The following is a 12,236-nucleotide window of genomic DNA, read 5'->3' as shown; positions in this document are numbered from 1 at the left end:
TGCGGAGGGTGACCTCGTCTCCCCGCCGCGCTCTCGCCCTCCTCCTCGTCGTCCCCCTCCTGGGGCTGACGGCCTGCACCGCCGACGACGGCCTCGACGAGGCGATCGGGGAGCTGACGGAGGCGCTGTCCGCTCACGACCTCTCCGCGATCCCGGGGGCAGACGACGAGCTCGTCGCGCCGCTCGCCGACTATCCGCTCGAGGTGACGGCCGGCGAGGCGACCCGCGACGGCGACCGCGCGGAGGTGCCGCTCGCGTTCGCCTGGGAGATCGAGGGCCGCGCCTGGACCTACGCGCAGACGGCGACCCTCGTGCGGGAGGACGACGCGTGGGAGGTCGAGGGGTATCCCTCCCTCGTCGCCGACGGGCTCGCGGAGGGCGAGACGATCGAGGTGCGGCGGTCGTTCGCCGACCGCGCGCCGATCCTCGGCGCCGACGACGAGGAGATCGTCGCCGAGCGAGAGGTGACCAGGTACGGCCTCGACAAGAGCTGGATCTCCGCCGACGAGGTGGCCTCGAGCGCCAGGGCCGTCGCGGAGGCCGTCGGCGTGGACGCCGACGAGTTCGTCGCCCGCGCGGAGCAGATGGGCGAGCTCGCCTTCGTCGAGGCGATCGTCCTGCGCCCCGAGGACGCGGCGGACCGCGTGCCGGACGACTTCTCGGACATCCCCGGCGCGAACGCGATCGAGGACACGATGCTGCTCGCCCCCACGCGCGCCTTCGCGCGGGGGATCCTCGGATCCGTGGGCGAGGCGACCGCGGAGATCATCGAGGGCTCGGAGGGGGCCGTGCGCGAGGGCGACCGGGTGGGCCTCGGCGGCCTGCAGGCCGCCTACGACGCGCAGCTGCGCGGGGCGCCCGCGATCGCCGTCGAGGCCGTCGCGTGCGAGGAGGACGAGCCGTGCGTCGACGAGGACCGCCGCGCGCTCGTCGAGTGGGACGCGGAGGAGGGGGAGCCGCTCCGCACCTCTCTCGACGTCGGCCTGCAGAAGCGCGCCGACGCGGTGCTCGCCGATCAGCCGGGCACGACCGCGCTCGTCGCGATCCGCCCGTCCACGGGCGAGATCCTCGCGCTCGCGGACGGTCCGGACGGCGACATCGCGAACGCCGCCGCGACGGGGCAGTACCCTCCGGGATCGACGTTCAAGATCGCCACGGCGCTCGCGCTGCTGCGGGCGGGGGCGACGCCGGACGACGCCGTGACGTGCGCGGACCGCATCGAGGTCGACGGATACGCGTTCCGCAATCACGACGAGTATCCAGACGCCTTCACGGGCGAGATCACGCTGCGCGAGGCGGTCGCGCACTCGTGCAACACCGCGCTCATCGGCGAGCGCGACGCGATCGACGGATCCGCTCTCGAGAGCGCGGCCGCGGCGCTCGGCATCGGCCTCGACGCGGAGGCGGGTCTGCCCGTCTTCACGGGGTCGATCCCCGAGCCGGAGAGCGAGACCGAGCTCGCCGCCGACATGATCGGACAGGGGCGCGTGCTCGCCAGCCCGCTCGCGATGGCGACGGCCGCCGCATCCGTCGCCGCGGGGAAGACCGTCACCCCGGTGCTCGTCGCCGGAGAGGGATCGGGAGCCGAACCCGCCGAGCCGCTGACCGCGGACGAGGCGGAGACCCTGCGCGGGCTCATGCGGGCGGTCGTGACGGACGGGTCCGCGACCTTCCTCGATGATGTCGACCCCGCCGTCGGCGCGAAGACCGGCACGGCGGAACACGGCGAGGCGGACGACGACGGACGCCTCGCGCGGCACGGCTGGATGATCGCGACCCAGGGGGATCTCGCCGTCGCCGTCTTCGTCGAGGACGCGACCTCGGGCGCCGAGGACGCCGGGCCGATCCTGAAGGACTTCCTGCGGTGAGGCGCCCCTCTTCCTGTGCGATCCGCGGGGGAGGGGCCTCTAGACTTGTCGGGTGACTTCCGGCGGTTCGTTCTTCATCACCACGCCCATCTACTACCCGAGCGATGTGCCCCACATCGGCCACGGGTACACGACGGTGGCGGTTGACACGCTCGCGCGCTGGCACCGCCAGGCCGGCGACGACACCTGGATGCTGACGGGCACCGACGAGCACGGCCAGAAGATGATGCGCGCGGCGGCCGCGAACGGCGTGAGCCCGCAGGAGTGGGTCGACCGGCTCGTCGGCGAGGCGTGGTTCCCGCTGCTGAAGACCCTCGACGTCGCCAACGACGACTTCATCCGCACGACGCAGGAGCGCCACGAGAAGGGCGTCCAGGCGTTCATCCAGGCCATCTACGAGCGCGGCCACATCTACGCCGGCGAGTACGAGGCGCTCTACTGCGTGGGCTGCGAGGAGTTCAAGCCCGAGAGCGAGATCGTCGACGGCACGGGCGCCTTCGAGGGGCTCAAGGTCTGCGCGATCCACTCGAAGCCCCTCGAGCTGCTGCACGAGAAGAACTACTTCTTCCGCCTCAGCGCGTTCGCCGACCAGCTCCTGGAGCTCTACCGCGAGCGCCCCGACTTCGTGCAGCCCGAGTCGGCGCGCAACGAGGTCGTCGCCTTCGTGCAGCAGGGGCTCAAGGACCTCTCGATCTCCCGGTCGGCGTTCGACTGGGGAATCCCCGTGCCGTGGGATCCGTCGCACGTCATCTACGTGTGGGTCGACGCGCTGCTCAACTACGCGACGGCGATCGGATACGGATCCGACGAGGCGAGCTTCGAGCGCCGCTGGCCGGGCCACCACGTGGTCGGCAAGGACATCCTGCGCTTCCACGCCGTGATCTGGCCGGCCATGCTCATGGCGGCGGGCCTCGAGGTGCCGCGCGGCGTGTTCGCGCACGGCTGGCTGCTCGTGGGCGGCGAGAAGATGTCGAAGTCGAAGGCCACGGGCATCGCGCCCGAGACCCTCGTGAAGACCTTCGGCAGCGACGCGTACCGCTTCTACTTCCTCTCGGCGATCGCCTTCGGGCAGGACGGCTCGTTCTCGTGGGAGGACATGCTCGCCCGCTATCACGCGGAGCTCGCGAACGGGTTCGGCAACCTCGCGTCGCGCTCGATCGCGATGACCGCGAAGTACTTCGACGGATCCGCTCCGGAGCCGGGCGAGTACGCGGACGCCGACCTCGCCGTGCAGAGGATCGTCGCCGACGCGGCCGCGAACGCCGACGCGGCCATCGAGCGGTTCCGCACCGACGAGGCGATCCACGCGATCTGGACGATCGTCGACGCGCTCAACGGATACATCACCGAGAGCGAGCCATGGGTGCTCGCCAAGGACGACGCGCAGCGCGAGCGTCTCGCGACCGTGCTGTACACGTGCCTCGAGGGGCTGCGGGCGCTCGCCGTGCTGCTCTCGCCCGTGATGCCCGAGTCCACCCGGAAGCTCTGGACGGCGCTCGGCGCGGAGGAGGCGCTCGGCGCGCTGACGGCGCAGGACGTGCGCGACGCGGGGCGCTGGGGCCAGCTCCCGGCCGGCGCGACGGCGTCCAAGCTCGCCCCCCTGTTCCCCCGCATCGAGGACGAGTGACCGGAGCGGAGATGACGGGCGAGGGCGGCGCGCAGCCGAAGACATACGTGACCGAGCGCTCGAAGGACGGCAGGAAGAACCTCTCCTACCCGCCGGCTCCCGAGCCGCTCCAGGTGCCCGTCTACGACAACCACTGCCACCTCGACATCGCCGACGGCGAGGAGACGCTCTCGCTCGCGGAGCAGCTCGACCGCGCGGAGGCCGTGGGCATCGCGGGCGTCGTGCAGTCGTCGGGCGACATCCCGTCGTCGCGGTGGGCCGTCGAGGCGGCGGAGGCGGATCCACGCGTGCTCGCGGCCGTCGCGATCCACCCGAACGACGCGCCGATCTACGCGGAGCGCGGCCAGCTCGACGAGGCGATCGCCGTCGTCGACGAGCTCGCCGCGCATCCGCGCGTGCGCGCGATCGGCGAGACGGGGCTCGACTTCTTCCGCACGGGAGAGGAGGGCAGGCCCGCCCAGATCGCCTCGTTCGAGGCCCACATCGCGCTCGCGAAGAAGCACGGCGTCGCCATGCAGATCCACGACCGCGACGCGCACAGGGAGGTGCTCGGCGCGCTCGATCGCGCAGGAGCGCCCGAGCGCACGGTCTTCCACTGCTTCTCCGGCGACGCCGAGATGGCGCGCGAGGCGACCGAGAAGGGGTGCTGGCTGTCGTTCGCGGGCAACGTGACCTTCCGGAGCGCCCAGAACCTCCGCGACGCGCTCGCGGTGACGCCGGTCGAGAGGATCCTCGTCGAGACCGACGCGCCCTTCCTCACCCCGACCCCGCTGCGCGGACGGCCGAACGCGCCCTATCTCGTGCCCCTCACCGTGCGCTTCATCGCGCGCGAGCTCGGCGCCGACCTCGACGAGCTGTGCGCGACGATCGCCCGCAGCACGCGCGAGGTGTACGGCGACTTCGGCGCATGATCGCACCGCTCCACGAGGGGATGACACACCGATGACCGTCCAGCTGCTCGGCGCCGCCGACATCCGCCGGCTCGCCGCCGAGCTCGACGTGACGCCGACGAAGAGGCTCGGCCAGAACTTCGTCGTCGACGCGAACACCGTCCGCAAGATCGTCAGCGCCGCGCGCGTCGAGGACGGCGAGAGCGTCGTCGAGATCGGGCCCGGCCTCGGATCGCTGACCCTCGCGATCCTCGAGACGGGCGCGCGCGTCACCGCGGTCGAGATCGACCCGCGGCTCGCGTCGCGCCTCGCGCGGACGGCCGCGGAGCGCGGCGTGCCGGACGGCGCCCTCGAGGTCGTCGAGCACGACGCGATGACGATCGAGGAGCTCCCCGGAGCCCCCCGGGTGCTCGTCGCGAACCTGCCCTACAACGTCTCGGTGCCCGTGCTGCTGCACTTCATGCAGACGTTCCCCTCGCTCGACCGCGGGGTCGTCATGGTGCAGGCCGAGGTGGGGGAGCGCCTCGCCGCGGCGCCGGGCAGCAAGATCTACGGCGCGCCGAGCGCGAAGGCCGCCTGGTACGGATCCTGGCGCCTCGCGGGCACCGTCTCCCGGCAGGTGTTCTGGCCGGTCCCCGGCGTCGACAGCGTGCTCGTCGGCTTCTCGCGCTCCCCGCACGCGCTCGGCACGGAGGAGGAGCGCGTGCGCACCTTCCGCCTCGTGGACCTCGCCTTCCAGCAGCGCCGCAAGATGCTGCGCCAGGCCCTCTCGAGCGCGCTCGGGGGATCCGCGACCGCGGCGAGCGCCGTCCTCGAGGCCGCGGGCGTCGCGCCGACCGTGCGCGGCGAGCAGCTGACGATCGACGACTTCCTCCGCATCGCGCGGGTCGCGGCGTCCCCCGGCGCCGACCCCTCGGCCTAGGGTGTGAGCATGGCGAACACGACGCCCTCCGCACCCCCTGCCGCCGACGCCCCCGGCGAGCGAGCGCGCCCGGTCGGGGCGCTCCTCCGGCAGCCGTTCCGGGCGGGGTTCCTCCTCACCCTCGGCGGCCTCGTCGCGATCGCCCTCGGCATCGCGATCACGAACCTCTCCACGGTGCTCGTGTACGTGGCCTTCGCGCTGTTCATCGCGCTCGGGCTCGACCCGGTCGTGCGCTGGCTCGGCAGGCGGGGCCTCTCGCGGGCGTGGGGCATCGTCATCGTGTGCGTCGGCTTCCTCGTCGCGCTCGCCGGCGTGCTGCTGCTCATCATCCCGACCGTCGTGGAGCAGATCTCCCAGTTCGTGCGCGACATCCCCCGCCTCGTGGAGGACTTCCAGCGCTCCGACCTGTTCGCGTGGCTCGAGGAGTCGTTCGGCGACCAGGTGGGCCACATCCTGGAGGACGCTCAGGCCTTCCTCGCGAACCCGCAGAACATCGCCGCGATCGGCGGGGGCATGCTCCAGGTGGGGTCGACGATCGCGACGGGCATCTCGGGCCTGGTGATCGTGATCGTGCTGAGCCTGTACTTCCTCGCCTCGCTGCCGACGACCAAGACCGCCCTCACGCGCCTCGCCCCGGCCCGCAGCCGGGCGACGATCACCGACATCACGGAGCAGATCACGGCCTCGGTGGGCGGGTACCTCGGCGGCATGGTCGTCCTGGCCTTCATCAACGCCGTGGTCGTGTTCGTCGTGCACCTCGCCCTCGGGCTGCCGTTCCCGCAGCTCATGGCGGTCACGGCCTTCTGCATCACGCTCATCCCGCTCATCGGATCCGTGCTGTTCTGGGCGATCGGAACGGCGCTCGCGCTGTTCACGAGCCCCGTCTCGGCGATCCTCTTCGCCGTGATCTACCTCGTCTACATGCAGCTCGAGGCATATCTGCTGACGCCGCGCATCATGAACCGCACGATCTCGGTCCCCGGCACGCTCGTCGTCATCGGCGCGCTCGTCGGCGGCACGCTGCTCGGGCTGCTCGGCGCGCTCGTCGCGATCCCCGTGACGGCGTCGATCCTGCTCATCGTCAAGCAGGTCGTCATCCCGCGGCAGGACGCGAAGGTCTGAGCGGCCCCCCCGGCCGGCGCGGGCGGATAGTCTGGCGTCGTGACCGACGACGCCCGCTTCCGCACCGCCACCGAGATCCGCGATCTGCACCGCCCGTACCAGGCGGCGGCCGACCGATACGATGCCAGGGGATACCGTCGGGTCGGCTCCAGCGGGCTGTTCCTGCCGCCCGTGTCGCTCGGGCTGTGGTGGAACTTCGGAGACAACATCCCGCTGGACGATCAGCGGGCGCTCCTGCGGCACGCGTTCGACCGGGGCATCACCCACTTCGACCTCGCGAACAACTACGGCCCGCCGTACGGCTCGGCCGAGAAGAACTTCGGACGGATCTTCGCGGAGGATCTCGCCCCGTACCGCGACGAGCTCATCATCTCGTCGAAGGCCGGCTACGACATGTGGCCGGGACCGCACGGCGAGTGGGGCTCGCGCAAGTACGTGCTGGCCAGCGCCGAGCAGTCGCTCGGGCGGATGGGCCTCGACTACGTCGACCTCTTCTACTCGCACCGCGAGGATCCCGTCACGCCCCTCGAGGAGACGATCGGCGCCCTCGACACGCTCGTGCGGCAGGGCAAGGCCCTCTACGTCGGCATCTCGTCGTACTCGGCGACCCGCACGGCGGAGGCGACGGCGATCGCCCGATCGCTCGGCACCCCGCTCGTGATCCACCAGCCGCGCTACTCGATCCTCGACCGGTGGATCGAGGACGGGCTGACCGACGTGCTGCGCGGCGAGGGGCTCGGCGCCATCGCGTTCACGCCGCTCGCGCAGGGGCTGCTCACGGCGAAGTACCTCGGCGACGGGACGGCCGAGCGCGCGCAGCAGCGCCGCTCCCTGCCGGCCGGGAGCCTGACCGACGAGGCGCTCGCGGTGCTCCGCGGCCTCGACCAGGTGGCAGGGGAGCGCGGCCAGACGCTCGCGCAGCTCGCCCTCGCGTGGGTGCTGCGCGATCCGGTGGTCGCCTCGGCCCTCATCGGCGCCTCCCGTCCCGAGCAGATCGACGAGAACCTCGCCGCCGTCGAGGGGCCCGCGTTCTCCGACGAGGAGCTCGCGGCGATCGACGCCCTCTCCGAGCGCCTCCCCGGCGGCACAGCCTCGGCGTTCGCGTCGTGACGCTCGGAGACCGCGGGTGACGCTGATCCAGGACTTCGGCGGCGTGCGGGTGCGCGCGCCGGGGAAGATCAACGTGTTCCTCGCGGTCGGAGGGCGGCACGACGACGGCTACCACGAGCTCGCGACGGCGTTCCAGGCGGTGTCGCTCTACGAGGACGTCGTCGCGACCGCGTCCGACGAGCTCACGATCTCCGTCACGGGCGACGTCGACATCGCCGGCGTCCCCGAGGACGAGAGCAACCTGGCCCTGCGCGCCGCGCGGCTGCTCGCCGAGGAGACGGGAACGCGCCTCGGCGCCCACCTCGACGTGCGCAAGGCGGTCCCCGTCGCGGGCGGCATGGGCGGAGGATCCGCCGACGCCGCCGCGGCTCTCGTCGCGTGCGACGCGCTCTGGGGCACGGGGCTCGCGGCGAGGGAGCTGCAGGAGCTCGGCGCGCGCCTCGGCGCCGACGTGCCCTTCGCGCTGATGGGAGGCACGGCGATCGGCACGGGACGGGGCGATCGGCTCAACCCGGCGCTCGCGCGCGGCCGGTTCGACTGGGTGCTGGTCGAGAGCCCGTTCGGCCTGTCCACGCCGGACGTGTACCGCGAGCTCGATCGCCTCCGCGAGGAGGAGGGCGCGGGCGCCTCCGCGCCGGCGGTCGAGGCGACCGTGCTGCAGGCGCTGCGCGCGGGCGACCCGGAGGCGCTGGCGGAGACGCTGCGCAACGACCTGCAGGAGGCGGCGCTGTCCCTGCGCCCCGATCTGCGCGCGCTCCTCGACCGCGGGATCGCGCGGGGCGCCGTGGCCGGGCTCGTGTCGGGCTCCGGCCCCACCGTCGCGTTCCTCGCGGCGGACGCGGAGCAGGCGAAGCGGCTCTCGCGCGCGCTGCGCGACGAGGGCCTCCGCGCGATGCGGGTGCACGGCCCGGTGCACGGGGCGCGCGTCGTCTGAGCGCCGATAGGGTCGGGAGCGTGGCGACGATCGATCTGAACAGCGACCTCGGCGAGTCGTTCGGCCCGTGGCCGATGGGCGCCGACGAGGCGATGCTCGCCCACGTCTCGAGCGCGAACATCGCCTGCGGCTTCCATGCCGGCGACCCCTCCGGCATCGCGGCGACCTGTCGGAGCGCCCTGGCCGCGGGGGCCGCGATCGGCGCGCACGTCGGATACCGGGACCTCGCGGGGTTCGGGCGGCGCTTCCTCGACTGCGCGCCGGCCGAGCTCGCCGACGACATCGTCTACCAGATCGGCGCGCTCGCGGCGCTGGCGCGCGCCGCGGGCGGCGCGGTGCGCTACGTCAAGCCCCACGGCGCCCTGTACGGCGCCATCGTCCGCCACGAGGGGCACGCGCGCGCCGTCGTCGACGCGATCCGCGCCGTCGATCCCGGCCTCGCGCTCCTGGCCCTCCCCGGATCCCTCGCCCTCGATCTCGCGGAGCGGGCCGGGATCCGCCCGGTCGCCGAGGCGTTCGCCGACAGGGCGTACATGCCGGACGGCACCCTCGCGCCGCGTCGCGAGCCGGGCGCCGTGCTGCACGACGTCGACGAGGTCGCGCGGCGCATGGCGCGGTTCGGCGACGAGGGCGTCATCGACGCGATCGACGGCACGCCGCTGCGGATCCGGGCGGAGAGCGTCTGCCTGCACGGCGACACCCCCGGCGCGGTGGCGATGGCCGGAGCCGTGCGCGGGGCGCTCGTCGAGAGGGGCGTGCGGATCGAGGCGTTCGCGTGAGGGCGGTCCGCGCCGCCGGCGACCGCGCGCTCCTCGCGGAGGAGCCCTCCCTCGACGCGGTCCGCCGCCTGCACGCGGCGCTCCGCGCGCGGCCCCTGCCCGGCCAGAGGGACGTCGTGGCCGCGGCCCGCACGGTCCTCGTGTCCTTCGCGACTCCGTGGCACGCCGCTCGGGGGCGGTCCGCGCTCGCGTCCCTCGATCCCGGAGAGCGGGGGGCGGGGGCCGATCCCCGCTCGGTCGTCGTCGACGTCGTCTACGACGGCGACGACCTCGGCGAGGTCGGGCGGCTCACGGGGCTCGGGCCCGACAGCGTCGTGCGCGCCCACACGGAGAGCGAGTGGCACGCCGCGTTCGGCGGGTTCGCCCCCGGCTTCATGTACCTCGCCGGGGGGGACGCGACCCTCGCCGTGCCGAGGCGGGATGCGCCGCGCACCTCCGTTCCCGAGGGGTCCGTCGCGCTCGCTGGGGGCTTCTCGGCGGTCTACCCGCGCTCGTCGCCGGGAGGGTGGCGGATCATCGGGCGCACGTCCGCGCGCATGTGGGACGTCGCGCGGGAGGAGCCCGCCCTCGTGCGGCCCGGCGACGTCGTGCGGTTCCGCGCCGTGCGCGAGCTCGTCTCCGCCGCTCCGGCTCCCCTCGCCGCGCCGCTCGACCCGTCGTCGGGTCTCGAGGTGCGCGAGACCGGACCGCAGGCGCTCCTGCAGGATCAGGGCCGGCCGGGGCTCGCCGATCTCGGCGCGAGCGCCTCGGGCGCCGCGGATCCCCGCGCGGCGCGCGAGGCGAACAGCCTCGTCGGCAACCCCGCGGGCGCCGCGGTGATCGAGAGCCTGCTCGGCGGGCTCGCCGTCCGGGCGCGGGGAGATCGCGTCGTCGCGGTCTGCGGCGCGCCGTGCGCGGTCGAGGTGGAGATCGCGGACGGAGGAACGCGGGACGAGCCGTTCGGCGCTCCGTTCGCCCTCCGCGACGCGGAGACGGTCCGCATCGGCGCGCCCGTGCACGGCCTCCGGGTCGTGCTCGCGGTGCGCGGAGGCATCGACGTGCCGCCGGTCCTCGGCAGCCGCAGCACCGACACGCTCGGCGGGGTGGGGCCGGCCCCGCTCCGGACGGGGGACGTGCTCCCCGCCGGCGACGGCCGACGCCTCGATGCGGTCGGCGCTCCCGCGCCCGAGCCCGAGGTGCCCGTCCGGGCGCCCCTCCGGATCGTGCCCGGGCCCCGGGACGACTGGTTCGGACCGGAGGAGCTGGCGCAGCTGACCTCGGCCTCGTGGGTGGTCGGGCCGCAGACCGACCGGGTCGGCGCCCGTCTCCTGCCCGACGCCGACGATCCGGCCGCCCGCCCGCTGCGCCGCCGGGAGGGCGAGCTGCCGAGCGAGGGCGTCGTCCGGGGATCCCTGCAGGTGCCTCCGTCGGGGGAGCCGGTGCTGTTCGGCCCCGACCACCCGGTGACGGGCGGGTATCCGGTCATCGCGGTCGTCGTCGCAGACGACCTGTCGCGCGCCGCGCAGCTGCGGCCGGGCGACCGGGTGAGGTTCGCGCTGCGGGACGCCCCTCCGGCGACGTAACGGCCGCCCTCCGGTCGCGCCGACACATCCTCGTCACACGCAGGCGCTAGCGTGTGACCTCGTCACGGGGATCCGGCCCACGAGGCCGGATCCCGTCGTCAGGCCGCAACAAGGAGGTTGTCCATGGCCGCACCTGCAGAAGCCGCGCCGAAGTGGAAGGTCGTCGGGCCGGGTCTCGTCGTCGCCGCGACCGGCGTCGGCTCCGCCGACATGGTCGCGACGCTCGTCGCCGGGTCGAACTACGGGTACATGCTGCTCTGGGCCGTCGTGCTGGGAGTGCTCCTCAAGATCGTCCTGGTCGAGGGCGCCGGACGGTACACGGTCGTCACCGGCAGGACGATCTTCGAGGGATGGCGCACGCTCGGGCGCTGGCCCGCCTGGTACTTCGGGCCCTACATCGTCATCTGGGGGTTCGTGTACGCGGCGTCCGCAATGAGCTCGACCGCGCTGCCGCTCGCCGCGCTCTTCGACGGAAACCCCCTGCTCGGCCGGGTCTGGTTCTGGGGCGTCGTCACCGGCATCCTCGGATTCCTGCTGGTCTGGTTCAACCGCTACGCGGTGTTCGAGAAGATCACCGCGGTGCTCGTGGGCCTGATGTTCGTCACGATCGTCCTGCTCGCCGTCATCGCCGCGCCGAACCTCCTCGACACGCTGGCGGGCCTCGTCCCGCTCGTGCCGGAAGGCGGCTGGTTCACGACGCTCGCGCTCGCGGGCGGCGTCGGAGGCACCATCACGCTCGCCGCCTACGGATACTGGCTGAGGGAGAAGGGATGGGACAAGCCGGCCTTCCTGCGGGTCATGCGGATCGACAACACCATGGCCTACGTCGTCACCGGCGTGTTCGTCATCGCGATGCTCATCGTCGGAGCGGAGGTCGTGCGCGCCGCGGGCGTCGCGCTCTCGTCGGGCGATCAGGGCCTCCTCGACCTCGACGTGGTCCTGCGCGACCGATACGGCGACTTCATCGGGGTGTGGTTCCTCGTCGGCTTCTGGGCCGCGGGGCTCTCGTCGGTGCTCGGCGTGTGGAACGGGGTCTCCCTCATGTTCGCCGACTTCATGGGGAACGTGACGGGGAAGGGATCCGCGCATCCCGACGCGCGAGCGGGCGGGAAGTGGTGCAAGACCTACCTGCTGTGGCTCACGTTCCCGCCGATGCTGCTGCTCATCCTCGACCAGCCGATCTTCCTCGTGCTGCTGTACGGGTTCCTCGGCGCCCTGTTCATGCCGTTCCTCGCGGTGACGCTGCTGCCGCTGCTGAACACGGACCGCGTGCCGCGCGCGTACCGCAACCGCTGGTACACGAACGCCGCGCTGGGGCTGACGGCGGTGCTGTTCGTGGTCCTGGGCGTGTACCAGGCGTACAACGCGATCGCGGGACCTCTGGGGTGGCCGACGATCTGAAGGAGCCCCGGGGCCGTGCGG

At 73.2% G+C, this 12,236-nt stretch carries 10 protein-coding genes; all 10 read left to right on the top strand.

Features of this window, described 5'->3' with window-relative positions; translation table 11 throughout:
- The first annotated feature begins 8 nt into the window (after nucleotides 1-8).
- Complete coding sequence (locus tag NHL53_RS11490) at nucleotides 9-1,868, top strand: penicillin-binding transpeptidase domain-containing protein (protein WP_433777002.1); 1,860 nt, start codon at nucleotides 9-11, stop codon at nucleotides 1,866-1,868.
- A gap of 52 nt (nucleotides 1,869-1,920) precedes the next feature.
- Entirely contained in the window at nucleotides 1,921-3,495 is a 1,575-nt protein-coding gene (gene metG, locus NHL53_RS11485) for a methionine--tRNA ligase (protein WP_433777001.1), read from the top strand.
- An 11-nt stretch (nucleotides 3,496-3,506) separates the two neighbouring features.
- The gene (locus NHL53_RS11480; RefSeq protein WP_433777048.1) at nucleotides 3,507-4,406 is read left to right on the top strand and encodes a TatD family hydrolase; all 900 of its coding nucleotides are present in this window, start codon (nucleotides 3,507-3,509) and stop codon (nucleotides 4,404-4,406) included.
- A gap of 31 nt (nucleotides 4,407-4,437) precedes the next feature.
- Nucleotides 4,438-5,307 carry a 16S rRNA (adenine(1518)-N(6)/adenine(1519)-N(6))-dimethyltransferase RsmA gene (gene rsmA / locus NHL53_RS11475; protein ID WP_433777000.1) on the top strand — a complete coding sequence of 290 codons (870 nt, stop codon included), beginning with the start codon at nucleotides 4,438-4,440 and terminating at the stop codon, nucleotides 5,305-5,307.
- Nucleotides 5,308-5,316: 9 nt separating this feature from the next.
- Nucleotides 5,317-6,429, top strand: a complete 1,113-nt coding sequence (locus tag NHL53_RS11470) for an AI-2E family transporter (protein ID WP_433776999.1) — start codon at nucleotides 5,317-5,319, stop codon at nucleotides 6,427-6,429.
- A gap of 39 nt (nucleotides 6,430-6,468) precedes the next feature.
- Nucleotides 6,469-7,539: an aldo/keto reductase gene (locus NHL53_RS11465; protein WP_433776998.1), complete on the top strand. Its 1,071-nt coding sequence runs from the start codon at nucleotides 6,469-6,471 to the stop codon at nucleotides 7,537-7,539.
- 16 nt (nucleotides 7,540-7,555) lie between these two features.
- A complete protein-coding gene (locus NHL53_RS11460) occupies nucleotides 7,556-8,473 on the top strand; it encodes a 4-(cytidine 5'-diphospho)-2-C-methyl-D-erythritol kinase (protein WP_433776997.1) in 918 nt (305 codons plus the stop codon).
- Between the two features lie 20 nt (nucleotides 8,474-8,493).
- Nucleotides 8,494-9,252 (top strand): LamB/YcsF family protein, encoded by a 759-nt coding sequence (locus tag NHL53_RS11455; protein ID WP_433776996.1) that lies wholly within the window; start codon nucleotides 8,494-8,496, stop codon nucleotides 9,250-9,252.
- A complete protein-coding gene (locus NHL53_RS11450; protein ID WP_433776995.1) occupies nucleotides 9,249-10,814 on the top strand; it encodes a 5-oxoprolinase/urea amidolyase family protein in 1,566 nt (521 codons plus the stop codon). The genes NHL53_RS11455 and NHL53_RS11450 overlap by 4 nt, the downstream gene beginning before the upstream one ends.
- Before the next feature lie 123 nt (nucleotides 10,815-10,937).
- Nucleotides 10,938-12,215, top strand: coding sequence for an Nramp family divalent metal transporter (locus NHL53_RS11445; protein ID WP_433776994.1), 1,278 nt, complete (start codon nucleotides 10,938-10,940; stop codon nucleotides 12,213-12,215).
- Nucleotides 12,216-12,236: the final 21 nt, after the last annotated feature.

Source organism: Microbacterium sp. gxy059 (genome assembly GCF_050958665.1).
Lineage (GTDB): Bacteria > Actinomycetota > Actinomycetes > Actinomycetales > Microbacteriaceae > Microbacterium.
The sequence above is the reverse complement of the archived record's forward strand: the minus strand, read 5'-3'. Positions and strand labels throughout refer to the sequence as shown.

Excerpts from the sequence above, each read along its gene's own strand:
- NHL53_RS11445 (WP_433776994.1), top strand. The coding sequence starts at position 10,938 with ATGGCCGCACCTGCAGAAGCCGCGCCGAAGTGGAAGGTCGTCGGGCCG.
- NHL53_RS11480 (WP_433777048.1), top strand. The coding sequence starts at position 3,507 with ATGACGGGCGAGGGCGGCGCGCAGCCGAAGACATACGTGACCGAGCGC.
- NHL53_RS11470 (WP_433776999.1), top strand. The coding sequence starts at position 5,317 with ATGGCGAACACGACGCCCTCCGCACCCCCTGCCGCCGACGCCCCCGGC.
- rsmA (WP_433777000.1), top strand. The coding sequence starts at position 4,438 with ATGACCGTCCAGCTGCTCGGCGCCGCCGACATCCGCCGGCTCGCCGCC.